The organism is Streptomyces sp. NPDC058157 (assembly GCF_042884105.1).
Lineage (GTDB): Bacteria > Actinomycetota > Actinomycetes > Streptomycetales > Streptomycetaceae > Streptomyces.
On record NZ_JBHVUQ010000171.1, the window covers coordinates 1 to 15,939 of the forward strand.

At 76.1% G+C, this 15,939-nt stretch carries 7 protein-coding genes; 6 read left to right on the forward strand and 1 reads right to left on the reverse strand.

Features of this window, described 5'->3' with window-relative positions:
* Positions 1-293: 293 nt before the first annotated feature.
* Positions 294-479, reverse strand: coding sequence for a hypothetical protein (locus ACFVXK_RS30230; protein ID WP_389617683.1), 186 nt, complete (start codon positions 477-479; stop codon positions 294-296).
* A gap of 299 nt (positions 480-778) precedes the next feature.
* Here ACFVXK_RS30230 and ACFVXK_RS30235 point away from each other — a divergent pair, with 299 nt between their 5' ends.
* From ACFVXK_RS30235 to ACFVXK_RS30260, 6 genes are all read left to right on the forward strand, one after another.
* Positions 779-2,173, forward strand: a complete 1,395-nt coding sequence (locus tag ACFVXK_RS30235) for a helix-turn-helix domain-containing protein (RefSeq protein WP_389617686.1) — start codon at positions 779-781, stop codon at positions 2,171-2,173.
* A gap of 138 nt (positions 2,174-2,311) precedes the next feature.
* Positions 2,312-8,737, forward strand: a complete 6,426-nt coding sequence (locus ACFVXK_RS30240) for an amino acid adenylation domain-containing protein (RefSeq protein WP_389617689.1) — start codon at positions 2,312-2,314, stop codon at positions 8,735-8,737.
* Entirely contained in the window at positions 8,734-9,525 is a 792-nt protein-coding gene (locus tag ACFVXK_RS30245) for a thioesterase II family protein (protein WP_389617692.1), read from the forward strand. Before ACFVXK_RS30240 ends, ACFVXK_RS30245 begins: the two co-directional genes overlap by 4 nt.
* 82 nt (positions 9,526-9,607) lie before the next feature.
* Positions 9,608-10,663, forward strand: a complete 1,056-nt coding sequence (locus tag ACFVXK_RS30250) for a TauD/TfdA family dioxygenase (protein WP_389617695.1) — start codon at positions 9,608-9,610, stop codon at positions 10,661-10,663.
* A gap of 8 nt (positions 10,664-10,671) precedes the next feature.
* On the forward strand, positions 10,672-12,528 hold the full coding sequence (locus ACFVXK_RS30255) for an amino acid adenylation domain-containing protein (protein WP_389617700.1): 1,857 nt from the start codon (positions 10,672-10,674) through the stop codon (positions 12,526-12,528).
* A 5-nt stretch (positions 12,529-12,533) separates the two neighbouring features.
* On the forward strand, positions 12,534-15,939 hold a 3,406-nt coding region (locus tag ACFVXK_RS30260), incomplete at its 3' end, for a condensation domain-containing protein (protein ID WP_389617698.1).

Below are 15,939 nucleotides of genomic sequence, written 5' to 3' on the forward strand. Positions count from 1 at the left end.
GAGCCGGAGGCCGAGGGCCGGGAGCCGGAGCCGGAGGCCGAGAGTCGGAGCCGGAGCCGGAGGCCGAGAGTCGGAGCCGGAGCCGGAGGCCGAGAGTCGGAGCCGGGGCCGGAGGCCGGAGGCCGGGGGCCGAGAGTCGGAGGCCGGAGGCCGGGGGCCCGGGGGCCGCGAGTCGGAGGCCGGGGGCCGCGAGTCGGAGGCCGGGGGCCGCGAGTCGGAGTTGGGGGCCAGCGGACGGGGTGGTGTGGGCCGGGGGGCGCGTCGGCGGGTGGGGGGCGGCGGTTGTGGCGGGGTCAGTCCCAGGGGTTCGTGGCGGTGGTCGAGGTCGGCGACGGGGTGGCCTGCGGGGCGGCCGGGGCCGGGGCGGTGACGCCGGTGGGGGTCGGGGCGTCGGCCTGGGCGATCTGGGTGCCGAAGAGGGTGGCTCCGGCGATGGCGGCGGTGACGAGGGCGGCGCGGAGGGCGGGGGCGAGGTTCATGTCCGTGTCCTTTCGGCGGTGCGTCCCGGCTGTTCCGGGCCGCTTCCTTCCTTGTGGGCACCACGTTAGGAAGGGCCGGAATCCCGGCACCGTCCCCGCCGTTATCCCCGCGCTATCACGGGACCCCCGGCGGCGCGCGACCCGTGATAGCGGCGATAGCCGGGGATGGCGGCCGGGCCCCGCGGCGTGCGCGCCGGGGGATGCCGCCGGGATAAGGGGGCTGCCGACGATGGGGCCAGGAACCGGGCTGCACCACCCCAGCCCCGTCGTTCCCCACCACCTTCGCCGGGAGCGCCATCGTGAACACCATCGCCGTGCAGTCCGTACCCTCCTCCGCCGTCCGCCCGACCGCGCACCCCGCGCAGGACTCCAGCCCCCTCGGCTCGCTGATCCGGGCGCACCGGCTGCGCATCGGGCTGACGCAGAGGGAGTTGGCCGATCTGTCCACCATCAGCGTGCGGGCCATCCGCGACCTGGAGCAGGGCAAGGCGAGACGGCCGCGTACGGACACGGTCCGGCTGATGGCGGACGCCCTGCGGCTGGGTCCACGGGCCCGGGCGGCGCTGGAGGCGGCCGCCCAGCAGGGCCGCGGCAGCGACGGGGGCTGGGCGGAGCCGCCGGCGCCCCCGACCGCCCTGCACGCCATGGCGGGCCGGGCCGGTGAGGAGGCCGTCCTGGCGGGCGAGCTGGCGGCGGCGACGGAGCGGCTGGTGAACGTGGTCGGGCTGGCCGGGGCGGGGAAGACGCGGCTGGCGCTGGCGGTGGCGGAGCGGCTGCACGGCACGGGCCTGCCGGTGCTGTGGCACGCCTTCCCCGGCAGCCCCGCCGAGTACCTGAGCTGCCACGGACGTGAGCTGACGGAGCGTCTGGACGCCGTGGCGGCCGACCTGTTCGGGTTCGGGCCGGGGCCGGACGGTTCGGCCGCCGGGGACACTGCGGCCCTCGCGGAGCTGCTCGGCGAGGGCCCGGCGCTGCTGGTGCTGGACGGTGCGCCGGCCGCGGCGCCGCGCATGGACCGGCTGACCGGGCTGCTGCGGGCCTGCCCGGGGCTGCGGCTGCTGGTGACCTCGGACGCGCCCTGGGGGGTGCCCGGGGAGCGGATCTTCCTGCTGTCGCCGCTGGAGGTGCCGGAGGAGGGCGCGGACCCGGGTGAGAACCCGGCGGTGCGGGTCTTCCTGGACCATGTGCGCCGCGCCCGGCCGGAGTTCACGGCGGGTCCGGCCGAACTGGAACGGGCCGCGGGGGTGTGCCGGGTCCTGGACGGGCATCCGGGGGCGCTGGCCGCGGCCGCTTCCTGGCTGGTGGTGTACGACCTGGCCGCGCTGTGCCGCACCCTGGCCGAGGACCCGGCCGCCCTCCTGGACCACCTGGGCGGCGCGGGCGGCGGGGCCGGGCTGCGGGGGACCCTGCTGGAGCGGCTGGGCCGGCTCCCCGAGGGCCCGCGGGCCCTGCTCGACGCACTGTGCGCCGCACCCGGCGGGGATCCGGCGGGACCGGACCGCGGCCGTGAGCTGGCCGATCTGACCGCCCTGACCGGGCTGGCGGTGCCGGAGTGCGGCCGCCTGCTGCGCGAACTGCTGCTCAGCGGGGCGGTGCGGGCCGAACACCGGGACGGCACCTCGCGGTTCCGGGTGCTGGGCCCGGTGCGCGCCGCCTGGGCCCACCGTGCCGGGGCAACTGCCGCCGCGCACTGAGCTGCTCCCGGAGTGCCGGAGCAACTGCCGCCCGGCCGCCGCGGGCCGGGCTTGGATGACGTACGGCGAGAACGACCCGACGGCCGCACCGGCCGGGCCGGGACTTCCCACCCCGAGACGAAACCGAGGAGCACCCGCATGTCCCCCAACGCTTCTGCACAGGGCACCGCGCACGCGCCCGCCGCTGTGCGGCTGCCGCTGTCGGCGGCGCAGCGCGACATCTGGATGGCCCACGGCCTGGACGCCTCGGGCTGCCGGTACAACATCGGCGAGTTCCGGGAGCTGACCGGGCCGCTGGACGTGGAGCTGCTGGCCCGCTGCTGGTACCGGCTGGCGGCCGAGGCCGATGTGCTGCGGGTGCGCGGGGTCGGCGCCGGTGAGGACGGCGTGCCGTGGCAGCGGCTGTGGGCGGAGCCCGGTGACCGGGCGCTGCGGCGGGTGGACCTGGGCGGGGCGGCCGATCCGGTCGCGGCGGCCCGGGCCTGGATGGACGAGGAGCTGGCCCGCCCGTTCGACCTGGCGGAGGACTGGCTGTCCCGGCACGTGCTGATCGCTGCGGGTCGCACCGCGGCGGGTGAGGAGCGCTGGTTCTACTTCCACGCCTACCACCACCTGGTGATCGACGGGATGGGCGTGGCCCTGCTGGACCAGCGGCTGGTGGAGCTGTACGAGCGGGCGTCGGCCGGGGAGCCGTGGGGGGATTCCCCGTTCGGGACGCTCGCGGAGCTGCTGGCGGAGGACGCGGAGTACCGTTCCTCCGCGGAGGGTGCCGCGGACCGGGCGTACTGGGCGGATCGGCTGGCGGGGCTGCCGCCGGTGCCGCGGCTCGCGGAGGGCCACACCGGGAGGACCGGGCCGGGGGCGCTGCCGTTCGTGCGCCGCACGGTGGTCCTGGGGCCGGAGCGGGCGGAGCGCCTGAAGGCGGTGGCGCGGGAGCACCGCACCCCGTGGACGATGCTGGTGATCGCGCTGGTCGCGGCGTACGTGCACCGGGCGGGCGGTACGGACGAACCGGTGCTGGGCCTGCCGGTGACGGGGCGCCGCACCGAGCTGGCGCGCCGCACCCCGGGGATGCTGTCGAACGTGGTGCCGCTGCGGGTGCCGGTGCGGGCCGACGGCTCGCTGGCCGAACTCCTGCTGACGGTACGGGACGTGGCCCGCGAGGGGCTGAAGCACCAGCGGACCCGGTACGAGGACGTCTGCCGTGACCTGGGGCTGGGCGAGTCCGACCGGAGGATCGCGGCCCCGCTGGTGAACATCATGGCGTTCACCCCGGGGATGCGGTTCTGCGGGCTGCCGACCACGCAGCACAACCTGGGCAACGGGCCCGTGGAGGACCTGGCGGTCGGCGTGTACGACCTGGGTCCGGAGGGCGGGCTGCGGGTGGACTTCGACGCCTCTCCGGAGGTGTGCGACATCGAGGGGGTGGCCGGCCACCAGGACCGGTTCGCCGTCTTCGTGGAACGGCTGCTGGCGGAGACGGAGTTGCCGCTGTCGCAGGCCCCGCTGCTGGGGGCCGAGGAGGAGCGGCGGGTGCTCGGGGAGTGGGCCGGACGGGCCGTCCCGCACACGGCGGAGCCGGTGCTGACGGCCCGGTTCGAGGAGCAGGTTCGGCTGCGGCCGGACGCCCCCGCCCTCGTCTTCGACGACCGGACTCTGACCTACGGGGAGTTGAACTCCCGCGCCAACCGGCTGGCCCGGCACCTGCGTTCACGCGGACTCGGCCGCGGTGACCTGGCCGGCATCCTCCTGGAACGCGGCATCCCCTTCGCGGTGGCCCTTCTCGCCGTGGTCAAGACCGGCGCCGGATACGCCCTCCTCGACCCCGAGTTCCCCGACGAACGCCTCCGCACCACCGCCGAGGACGCCGGACTGAGGGTCCTGGTCACCGACACCGCCCACGCGGGCCGGGGCGTGCGGGGGGCCTGGGCGGAGGTCCGTACCGACGCCGAGGCGGCCGAAATCGACGGGCACGACGGAAGCGACCTGGAGGTGGCGCTGACCGGGCAGGACACCGCCTGCGTGATGTTCACCTCCGGCTCCACCGGCCGCCCCAAGGGCATCCTCTCCACCCACCGCAACCTCGTCTCCACCGTCACCCACCAGAGCTACGCCGCCTTCGGACCCGGCGAGGTCTTCCTCCAGTGCTCCCCCGTCTCCTGGGACGCCTTCAGCCTCGAATTCTGGGGCGCCCTCCTCCACGGCGGCACCACCGTCCTCCAACCCGGACAACGCCCCGAACCGGGCCTGGTGGCCGAGCTGTCCCCCCGGCACGGGGTGACGATGCTCCAGCTCTCCTCCAGCCTCTTCAACTACCTCACCGACGAACACCCCGACACCTTCACGACCACCCGCATCGTCTACACCGGAGGCGAGCCCGCCTCCCCCACCCACATCGCCCGCCTCCAGACCCTCCACCCGCACCTCACCGTCACCAACGGCTACGGCCCCGCCGAATCCATGGGCTTCACCACCACCCACACGGTGCCGCAGGACGCGGTCCCGGCGGGGGCGGTGTCCATCGGCCGGCCGCTCACCAACAAGTTCGCCTACGTCCTCGACCACCGCCTGCGCCCGGTGCCACCCGGTGTCACGGGCGAGCTGTACCTGACCGGCGACGGCATCGCGCACGGCTACCTCGCCCAACCCGCCACCACCGCCACCCGCTTCATCCCCAACCCCTACGGACCCCCCGGCAGCCGCCTCTACCGCACCGGAGACCAAGCCCACTGGGACACCCACGGCAACCTCCACTACACCGGACGCACCGACACCCAGATCAAAATCCGCGGCTTCCGCATCGAACCCACCGAAATCGAAACCCTCCTCACCACCCACCCCGCCCTCACCCAGGCCACCCTGCTCGCCACGGACGAGCTGACCGCGTACGTCACGGCCGTGCCGGGCGCCGCCGTCACGCCCGGTTCCCTGCGGGCCTGGCTGCGGGAGCGGCTGCCGGAGCACATGGTGCCCGCGCGCTTCGCGGTCCTGGACCGGCTGCCGCTGACCCCCAACGGGAAGATCGACAAGCGGGCGCTGCCGGCCGTGGAGGCACCCCTGGAGTCCGGCGGCCGGGCTCCGCGCACCGAGCTGGAGGAGCTGGTACGGACCCTGGTCGGGGAGGTGCTGGGCTCGGCGGCCCCGCTGTCGGTGGACGACTCCTTCTTCGACCACGGCGGGCACTCCCTGCTCGCCGCCAAGCTCACGGGGCGGATCGGCGCCACCCTCGGGGTGCCCCTCACCCTGCGGGACGTGTTCCAGCACCCCACCCCGGCCGCCCTCGCCCGCCGGATCACCGAGGTCTCGGGCCGCAAGGCGCTCCCGGCCCCCGCCCGGGCGGCGGTACGGCCCGAGCGGCCCCCGCTGTCCTCCGCCCAGCAGCGGCTGTGGCTGGTGGCGGGGCTCCAGGGCCCGGACACCGCGTACAACGTGCCGATGGCGGTGCCGCTGAGCGGGGCGACGGACCCGGAGGTCCTGCGCGCCGCCGTCGGGGACCTGGTCCGGCGGCACGAACCGCTGCGCACCCGGTTCGCCACCGCGGACGGGCAGCCCTACCAGGTGGTCGCCCCCGCCGAGGAGGCCGCCGCGGGCGTCTTCTTCGAGGTCCGGGAGGTGACGGAGGAGGACCGGGAGACGGCCCTGCGCACGGCCGCCGGGCACGCCTTCGACCTGGCCGCCGAACACCCCCTGCGGGTGACCCTGCTCCGCGGGGGCGACGGCCGCGACACCCTCCTCGTCCTGCTGCACCACATCGCCACCGACGGGCAGTCCCTGCGTCCGCTCTTCGCCGACCTGTCCGCCGCCTACGCCGCCCGCGCCGAGGGGCGGGCCCCCGACTGGCAGCCGCTGCCGCTGGACTACACCGACTACGCGCTGTGGCAGCGCCCGGCCCTGGAGGGCGGGGTGCTGGACGAGCAGCTCGCCTACTGGCGGACCGCTCTGGCGGGCCTCCCCGAGGAGCTGCCGCTGGTCACCGACCGGCCCCGGCCGCCGGTGGCCGGGCGGCGGGGCGGCGCGGTCCGGGTGGACTTCGGGCGCGAGCTCCACAAGCGGGTGCTGGAACTGGCCCGGGCCGAGCACTGCACCCCCTTCATGGTGCTCCAGGCGGCCCTGGCGGCCACCCTGACCCGGCTCGGCGCCGGCACGGACCTTCCGCTGGGCTCCCCCGTGGCGGGCCGCGCCGACGAGGCCCTCGCGGATCTGGTGGGCTTCTTCGTCAACACGCTGGTGCTGCGCACCGACACCTCCGGGGACCCGGCCTTCCGGGAGCTGCTGGCCCGGGTGCGGGCCGCCGACCTGGACGCCTTCGCCCACCAGGACGCCCCGTTCGACCTGGTGCTGGAGGCCGTGAACCCGGCCCGTTCGCTGGCCCGGCACCCGCTGTTCCAGGTGTGCCTGGCCCTGGAGTCGGGACCGGCCCCCGCGCCCGAGTTCCCCGGGGTCACGGCCGGGCCGGCGGAGCCGCTGGCCACCGGGGCGGTCAAGTTCGACCTGGAGTTCCTGCTCTGCGCCGACGAGGAGACCGGGCTGACGGGTGCGGTGCTCTACAGCTCCGACCTGTACGACCGGGAGACCGTGGAACGGATGACCAGGGTGCTGCGACGGGTGCTGGAGCACGCCGTGGCCGCGCCCGAGGTGCCGCTGTCGGGCCTGGAGGTGCTGGGCGCCGAGGAGCGCGCCCGGGTCCTCGGGGAGTGGCCCGGTGCCGCCCCGTCCCAGGCCGAGGAGGGCGAACCGCCGCTGCTGACGGCGCGGTTCGAGGAGCAGGCCCGGCTGCGGTCGCAGGCCCCCGCCCTCGTCTTCGACGCCGAGACCGTGACGTACGGGGAGCTGAACGCCCGCGCCAACCGGCTTGCCCGGCACCTGCGTTCACGCGGACTCGGCCGCGGTGACCTGGCCGGCATCCTCCTGGAACGCGGCATCCCCTTCGCGGTGGCCCTCCTCGCCGTGGTCAAGACCGGCGCCGGATACGCCCTCCTCGACCCCGAGTTCCCCGACGAACGCCTCCGCGGCACCGCACAGGACGCCGCCGTACGGCTGCTCGTGACGGACTCCGCGCAGGCGGCCCGGGGGCTCGACGGCCCCTGGACCGAGGTCCGTACGGACACCGAGGCCGAGGAGATCGGCGGACACCCCGCCCACGACCTCGGGGTGGTGCTGACCGGGGACGACACCGCCTGCGTGATGTTCACCTCCGGCTCCACCGGCCGCCCCAAGGGCATCCTCTCCACCCACCGCAACCTGGTCTCCACCGTCACCCACCAGAGCTACGCCGCCTTCGGGCCCGGCGAGGTCTTCCTCCAGTGCTCCCCCGTCTCCTGGGACGCCTTCAGTCTCGAATTCTGGGGCGCCCTCCTCCACGGCGGCACCACCGTCCTCCAACCCGGACAGCGCCCCGAACCGGCCGTCATCGCCGCCCTCAGCCGCGCGCACGCGGTGACGATGCTCCAGCTCTCCTCCAGCCTGTTCAACTACCTCACCGACGAACACCCGGACACCTTCGCCACCACCCGCATCGTCTACACGGGCGGCGAGCCCGCCTCCCCCACCCACATCAGCCGCCTCCACGCCCTCCACCCGCACCTCACCGTCACCAACGGCTACGGCCCCGCCGAATCCATGGGTTTCACCACCACCCACACGGTGGACCCCACCGTCCCGACGGGCGCCACCGTCTCCATCGGGCGCCCCCTCACCAACAAGCAGGCGTACGTCCTGGACGAGCGGCTGCGCCCCGTCCCCCCGGGCGTGACCGGCGAGCTGTACCTGACCGGCGACGGGATCGCCCACGGCTACCTCGCCCAACCCGCCACCACCGCCACCCGCTTCATCCCCAACCCCTACGGACCCCCCGGCAGCCGCCTCTACCGCACCGGAGACCAAGCCCACTGGGACACCCACGGCAACCTCCACTACACCGGACGCACCGACACCCAGATCAAAATCCGCGGCTTCCGCATCGAACCCACCGAAATCGAAACCCTCCTCACCACCCACCCCCACCTCACCCAGGCCACCCTGGCCACCCACACCGACCCGCACGGCACCCCCCAGCTCACCGCCTACGTGGTGGCGGCCGGGGAATCCGGCCCCGCGCCGCAGGAGGTCCGGCTGTGGCTGCGCGAGCGGCTGCCCGACCACATGGTCCCGGCGTTCGTGGTGCCGATGGAGCGGCTGCCGCTCACCCCCAACGGAAAGATCGACAAGCGGGCGCTGCCGGTCCCGCGCCCCGTCACCGCCGCCGGCGGACGCTCCCCGCGCACTCCCCTGGAGGAGACCGTGCTGGGCCTGTTCACCGAGGTCCTGGCGGTGACCGGACGGCTGTCGATCGACGACGACTTCTTCGACCACGGCGGGCACTCCCTGCTCGCCGCACGCCTCACCCACCGCCTCGGTGCCGCGCTGGACGTCTCCCTCACCCTGCGGGACGTGTTCCAGTACCCCACCCCGGCGGCCCTCGCCCAGCACCTCGAAGCCCGGCTGTCGGCCGGTGCGGCCCCGCCCCGGCGGACCCGGCCCACCCTGCGCCGCCGCACCACCGACCAGGAACGGAGTACCTCATGAACGACCACGACGCCGCCCTCCCCGCCCCCGACGACGTGGTGTGGGACCTGCCCGGCGAGGGACCGCAGCGCACCACCCTGCTGGTCCTGCCGCACGCCGGCGGCAACGCCCACGCCTACGCCGGATGGCGCGAGCACCTGCCCGCCGACGTCAGGCTGCTGATCGGCCAGTACCCGGGCCGCGGGGCGCGCTTCGCCGAGGACCTGCCCCGCGACGTCGCCGACCTGGCCGGCCCGGTGGCGGCCTGCCTGCCCGAGGGCGCCGCCGACGACCTGGTGGTACTGGGGCACAGCATGGGCTCGCTGGTCGCCTTCGAGGTGGTGCGGCTGCTCCAGGCGGCCGGGCGCACCCCGCGGGCGCTGGTGGCGTCCGCCTGCCGGGCCCCGTTCCTCGACAACCCGGCCGTGGTCCACCCGGAGCTGCTGGACGACGACGAGCTGGTCGCGGCGATCAAGGTGCGCGGCGGTACCGACGACGGCATCCTCGACGACCCCGAGCTCCGCGAGATCGTGATCCCGTCGATCCGCGCCGACTTCGCCATCGACGACGTGTACCGGTGCCCGCGGGACGAGGCCCGGGTGGACTGCCCGGTGACCGTGATCGGCGGGGACGCCGACCCGGTGGCCCCCGCGGCCTCCCTCGGCCGCTGGGCCGAGGTCACCGGCCACCCCTTCGCCGCGCACACGCTGCCGGGCGGCCACTTCTACTTCCAGGACCGGCTGCCCGAGTTCTTCGAGGTGCTGGCCACGGTGGTCGGCGGCCGGACCCCGGCCCCCGCCGCGGCCTGACGCCCTCCCCCGCACCCCCGTCCCCACCGGCGGCGGCACACCGCCGGACACCCGAACTTCCGCACCCACCGCGAGGATTCCCATGACCGTCTACGCAGACGCCCCCGCCCCGGCCGCCTCCGTCGCCGACCACCCGGTGGTCCCGGTCCACGAGGCCGGCAAGCCCGCCGTCGTGCACACGCCGGCCGGCGCCGGACTGGCCGAGGCCGTGTCCTGGCTGACCGCCCACCGCGAGGAGATCCAGGCCGAGTTGCACCGCTCCGGCGCCGTCCTGCTGCGCGGCCTGCCCGTCACGGACGCCGCGAGCTTCGCCGCCGCCCGCGACGCCCTCATCTCCCAGCGCGCCGGGTACAAGGAGAAGGCCACCCCGCGCACCGACTTCGGCGAGGGCGTGTTCTCCTCCACGGACCTCCCGGCCGTGCAGCCGATCCGCCTGCACAACGAGAACAGCTACACCCTGGACTTCCCGGGCGTGCTGCTGTTCGGCTGCGTGACCGCCCCCGAGGAGGACGGCGCCACCACCGTCGGCGACATGCGCGAGGCGCTGCGGCTGCTGCCGCCGGAGCTGGTCGCCCGCTTCGAGGAGGCCGGCTGGCTGCTCGTGCGCAACTACTCCGAGCTGGCGGGCCTGCCCTGGTACAAGACCTTCGCCACCGAGGACAAGGCGGTCGCCGAGGCGTACTGCACGCAGAACACGGTCGGCTTCGAATGGCTCGACGACGACTCGATGGTGACCCGCCAGCGCCGCTCGGCGATCATCACGCACCCGGTGACGGGTGAGCGCAGCTGGTTCAACCACTTCGCCTTCTGGAACAGCCGCACCCTCGACCCCGACGTCCGCGAGGTGCTGGTCGAGACCTACGGCGAGGACGGCCTGCCCTTCAACACCTACCTCGGGGACGGCAGCCGCCTCACCGACGAGGAGGTCGACGCCATCAACGAGGTCTACGACCGGGTGACGGTCCGCGAGACCTGGCAGGTGGGCGACCTGATGCTCGTCGACAACCTGCTGTGCGCGCACGGCCGCGAGTCCTTCAAGGGCGACCGCAAGATCCTCGTCGCCATGGGCGAGCCGGTCGCGCTGGCCGACTGCTCCCCCGCCTCCGAGCCCTCCACCACCGTCTACACCGGGAAGTGACCACCACCATGACCGCCGTCCTCCCCGAGCGCACCCGCGCCACCGCCGGCGCCCCGGCCCCGGCCGCCCGCCCCGCCGTCACCGACCTGCTGGACCGGCTCGCGCAGGCCCCGGCCGCCCGTACCGCCGTCGTCGCCGCAGACCGCGAGCTGACCTTCGCCGAACTGCGCGCCGAGGCCATGCGGTTCGCGGGCCGTCTGGCCGCCCGCGGCATCGGCCCCGAGAGCGTGGTCGCCCTCGCCCTGCCCCGCGGCTCGGCCCTGTTCACCGCCCTCATCGGCACCCTCACCGCGGGCGCCGCCTACCTGCCGGTGGACCCGAAGCTCCCCGCCGACCGCCGCCGTTACCTCGTCGAGGACTCCGGCGCCGACCTGGTCGTCACCCCGGACGGGGACACGGCCGTCCTCGCCCCGGGCACGGCCCACGTGGCCATCGGCGAGCTGACCGCCCCCGACGGCACCCCCGACCCGGAGTACCGGCCCGTGCCGGTGGCCGCCGACGGTCTGGCCTACGTCATCTACACCTCCGGCTCCACCGGACTCCCCAAGGGCGTGGAGATCCACCGCGGCGCCGCCTCCGCCCTGCTCGCCGAACTGGAGTCGGAGGGCATCGCCGCCCCCGGCCACGGCCGGGTCGGCTGGAACGCCTCCCCGTCCTTCGACGCCTCCGTGCAGCAGTGGGTGCGGCTCTGCCGCGGCGACACGGTGGTCATGGTGGACGACGAGACCCGCGCCGACCCGGCGCTGCTGGCCCGGTTCGTCGACGAGCAGGCCCTCACCGACCTCGACATCACCCCCTCGCACGCCGAGTCCCTGCTCGACCTGCTCAGCGAGGACGGCGGGCCGCGCCCGCTGACCCTCCTGATCGGCGGCGAGGCCATCGGCCCCGACCTGTGGCGGCGGATCGGCGAGCGGGCCGCCGCCGGGGTGCTCCGCGCGGTCAACCTGTACGGGCCCACCGAGTGCACCGTGGACTCCACCGCCGGGTGGATCGACGCCGCGGACGCCCCGCACATCGGCGGCGTCCTGCCCGGCCTGAGCATGCGGGTCCTCGACGAGAAGCTGAACCCGGTGGAGCCCGGCGGCAGCGGCGAGCTGTACCTGGCCGGCCCCCGCGTGGGCCGCGGCTACCGCCGCCGCCCCGCGCTCACCGCCGGACGGTACGTGGCCGACCCGCAGGGCGACGGCGCCCGCATGTACCGCACCGGCGACCTGGTGCGGCTGCTGCCCGGCGGCCGCCTCGGCTACCTGGGCCGCGCCGACGGCCAGGTCAAGCTCCGCGGCCACCGCATCGAGCTCCCCGAGATCGAGGCCGCGCTCACCGCGCACCCGGCCGTCGCCGAAGCGGTGGTGCTGCTGCGCGACGAGGTCAACGGCGCCCCCGGCCTGGTGGCCTACCACCGCCCCCAGGACCCGGCCGCGGGCCCCGCCGACGGCGCGGAGCTGCGGACCCTCCTGGCGGCCTCGCTGCCCGCCTACATGGTCCCGGCCGCCTTCGTGGCCCTGGACCGCTTCCCCACCACCACCCAGGGCAAGCTGGACCGGGCCGCCCTGCCGGCCCCCGCCCCGGCCGCCGCCGACGCCGACGCCGCGGGAACCGCCGGGGAGGGTCCCGAGCTGACCCGCTCCCAGGCGCTGATCGCCGGGGTCTGGGCCACCGTCCTCGGCGCGAGCCGGGTCGGCCCCGACGACAACTTCTTCAAGCTGGGCGGGCACTCCCTCCTCGCGATCAAGCTGGTGTCCCGGGTCCGCGCCGAACTCGGCGTCGCCCTCCCCGTGAAGGCCGTCTACGCCAACCCCCGGCTGCGCGACCTCGCCGCCCACATCGACACGCTCGTCGCCGCCGCGCCGGGCCAGGACGCATAGGACCGATGACCGTGATCCCGCTGTCGTTCGCCCAGCGCCGGCTGTGGTTCCTGGGCCGTCTCCACGGACCCTCCGCCGCGTACAACGCCCCCGTCGTCCTGCACCTGGACGGGGTGCCGGACCCCGGCGCCCTGCGCGCCGCCGTCGCCGACCTGGCGGACCGGCACGAGGTGCTGCGCACGGTCCTGGCGGCCGGACCCGACGGAGAACCGCACCAGCAGGTGCTGGACGCCTCCGCCGTCGCCCCGCTGACCGTCGAGGACTGCGCGCCCGGGGCCCGCGAGGCGGCCGTGGCCGCCTTCGTCCGGCAGGCGATCGACATCACGGCCCGGCCGCCGCTGCTCACGCGGCTGTTCCGGTCCGGTGACGGGACCTCGGTCCTGGTCCTGCTCGTCCACCACGCCGCCACCGACGGCTGGTCGGTCCGGCCGCTGCTGCGGGACCTGGCCGCCGCGTACGCCGCCCGGCTCGCCGGTACCGCCCCCGGCTGGGAGCCGCTGCCCGTCCAGTACACCGACTACACCCTGTGGCAGCACGAGCTGCTGGGCGATCCGGCCGACCCCGGCAGCCTGGCCGCGGAGCAGCTCGCCCACTGGCGGCAGGTCCTGGCGGGCGCCCCGGCGCTCACCGCCCTGCCCGCCGACCGCCCCCGCCCCGCCGAGCCCTCCGGGCGCGGCGCCACCGTCACCGGCCGCCTCGACGCGGCCGCCCACGGCGGACTGCTGGCCCTCGCCCGGGGCCGCCGGGCCAGCCTCACCATGGCGGCGCGGGCCGCACTGGCCGCCACCCTGGCCGCCGCCGGGGCGGGCGAGGACCTGGTGATCGGGACGCCCGTCGCGGGCCGCCCCGAGGAGGACCTGTACGACCTGGTCGGGTTCTTCGTGAACTCCCTGGCCCTGCGCACCGACGTGTCCGGGGACCCGGCCGCAGCCGAACTGCTGGACCGGGTCCGCGAGGCGGACCTCGCCGCCTACGAGCACCAGGAGCTGCCCTTCGACGTGCTGGTGGAGCGGCTGGCGCCCGAACGGGCCCTGGGGCACCACCCGTTCTTCCAGGTGATGCTGACGGTGGCCGCCGACGGACCGGACTCCGGGCCGCTGCGGCTCGCCGGGGGCATCACGGGCGCCACCGCCGAAACCGGCCTGGACGCCGCCAAATTCGACCTGACCTGGTACTGCGCCGAGCGGCACACCGCCGACGGCCGGCCCGACGGCCTGGACGTGGCGCTGACCTACGCCGAGGACCTGTTCGACGAGGACACCGCCCGCCTGCTGCTGGGCGGCTACCTCAAGGCCCTCGCCGGGTTCGCCGACGCCCCGCTGCGCCCGGTGGGCGCGCTGGAGCCGTTCACCGCCGCCGAGCGGGCGGCGCTGGCCGGGCGGCGCGAGCGCCTGGAGCGGGCGGCCGCGGCGCGGTCCGCGGAGCCGGTGCCGGCCCCGGTGCGCACGGACGTCCTCACCCCGCGCGAGGAGATCCTGTGCGGGCTGTTCGCGGAGGTCCTGGGCCTGGAGGCACTGCCCGCCGACGCCAACTTCTTCCGCAACGGCGGCCATTCGCTGCTCGCGGGCAAGCTCGTCAACCGGATCCGGGCCGCCCTCGGCGTCGAGGCCGGCATCCGCGACCTGTTCCTCGCCCCGACCCCGGCCGCCCTGCACCGCAGGCTGGCCGCCGCCGCGGACCCCGCGGACGGGCCGGGCGCCCGCCCCGCCCTCGCCGCCGTCCCGGCCGGGGAGCGGCCCGCCCTGCTGCCGCTGTCGGCGGCGCAGCGCGCGCTGTGGCTGCTGGGCCGCATCGAGGGGGCCTCGGCCACGTACAACGCCCCGCTGGTGCTGCGCCTGGACGGGGTGCCCGACCGGCGGGCGCTGGCGGCGGCGCTGGCCGACGTCACCGGCCGGCACGAGGTGCTGCGCACCGTGTACGGGGCGGAGGGCGGGGAGCCGTACCAGCGGGTGCTCGCAGGGGCGCCGGTCCCGCAGTGGCGGGAGGTTCCGGCCGCCGGACTGGAGGCGGCGGTCGAGGAGTTCGGCCGGGAGCACCTGGACCTGGCGGCGGAGGGCCCGCTGCGGGCCGCCGTGTTCCTCCCCGGGGACGGCACGGCCGTGCTGGTGCTGCTGGTGCACCACATCGCCACCGACGGCTGGTCGCTGGCCCCGCTGCTGCGGGACCTCGGGGAGGCGTACGGGGCACGGCTGGCGGGCCGGGCGCCGGGGTGGCGGGCGCTGCCGGTGCAGTACGCCGACTTCGCGCTGTGGCAGCGGTCGCTGCTGGCCGGACCGGCCCGGGAGCGGCTGCTCGGCTTCTGGAAGGAGGCCCTGGACGGGCTGCCCGCGCGGACGGAGCTCCCGTACGACCGGCCGCGCCCGGCCGAGCCGACGGGGCGCGGGGCGGCGGTGACGGCCGCCCTGGACGCGGAGGCGCACCGGGCCCTGGCGGGGCTGGCGCGGGAGCGGCGGGCCAGCCTGTTCATGGTGGCGCGGGCCGCGCTGGGGGCGGCCCTGTCGGCGGCCGGGGCCGGGACCGACCTGGCGGTGGGCACGCCGGTGGCGGGCCGCTCCGACGAGGCGCTGCACGAGCTGGTCGGCTGCTTCGTCAACTCGCTGGTGCTCCGTGCCGATCTGGCCGGGGACCCGGCGGTGGGCGAGCTGGTGGACCGGGTGCGGGACGCCGACCTGGCCGCCTTCGACCACCAGGACCTGCCCTTCGACGTGCTGGTGGAGGAGCTGGCGGAGCCGGGGCGGGCGCTGGGCGAGCACCCGTTCTTCCAGGTGATGCTGACGGTGCAGGAGGCGGCCGCCGAGCAGGTCCGGCTGGGGCCGCTGACGGCCGCCGCGGGCAGCACCGACCTGGGGGCGGCCAAGTTCGACCTGTCCTTCCACTGCGCGGTGCGGCGCTCGGCGGACGGGGCGCCCGCGGGGCTGGACCTGTACCTCGGGTACGCCGAGGACCTGTTCGACGCGGAGACGGCCGCGCTGCTGCTGTCGGTGTTCGGGCGGGCCCTGCGGGCCTTCGCCGGGGCGGCCGGTTCCGGGGCGCGGCTTTCGGGGCTGGAGCTGGTGACGGCGGCCGAGGCGCGGGCCCTGGCCGGGCGGCGTGAGCGGCTGGCGGAGGCGGCCTCGCGGGCGCAGGCCGGGGCGGCCGCGGCCGGGTCCGATTCCGGGACGGCCGGCCCGGCGGACCCGCGCGTGGAGATCCTGTGCGCCCTGTTCGCGCAGGCCCTGGGCCGTGAGGAGCACGGCCCGGAGGCCAACTTCTTCAAGTCGGGCGGGCATTCGCTGCTGGCCAGCAAGCTGGTCAACCGGGTGCGGTCGGTGCTGGGCGTGGAGGCGGGCATCCGGGACCTGTTCCTGGCCCCGACCCCGGCCGCCCTGCACCGGCGGCTGGGCGCGGCCGCGGCAGCGGGCACGGCCCGGC

Excerpts from the sequence above, each read along its gene's own strand:
- ACFVXK_RS30245 (WP_389617692.1), top strand. The coding sequence starts at position 8,734 with ATGAACGACCACGACGCCGCCCTCCCCGCCCCCGACGACGTGGTGTGG.
- ACFVXK_RS30255 (WP_389617700.1), top strand. The coding sequence starts at position 10,672 with ATGACCGCCGTCCTCCCCGAGCGCACCCGCGCCACCGCCGGCGCCCCG.
- ACFVXK_RS30250 (WP_389617695.1), top strand. The coding sequence starts at position 9,608 with ATGACCGTCTACGCAGACGCCCCCGCCCCGGCCGCCTCCGTCGCCGAC.
- ACFVXK_RS30230 (WP_389617683.1), bottom strand. The coding sequence starts at position 479 with ATGAACCTCGCCCCCGCCCTCCGCGCCGCCCTCGTCACCGCCGCCATC.
- ACFVXK_RS30240 (WP_389617689.1), top strand. The coding sequence starts at position 2,312 with ATGTCCCCCAACGCTTCTGCACAGGGCACCGCGCACGCGCCCGCCGCT.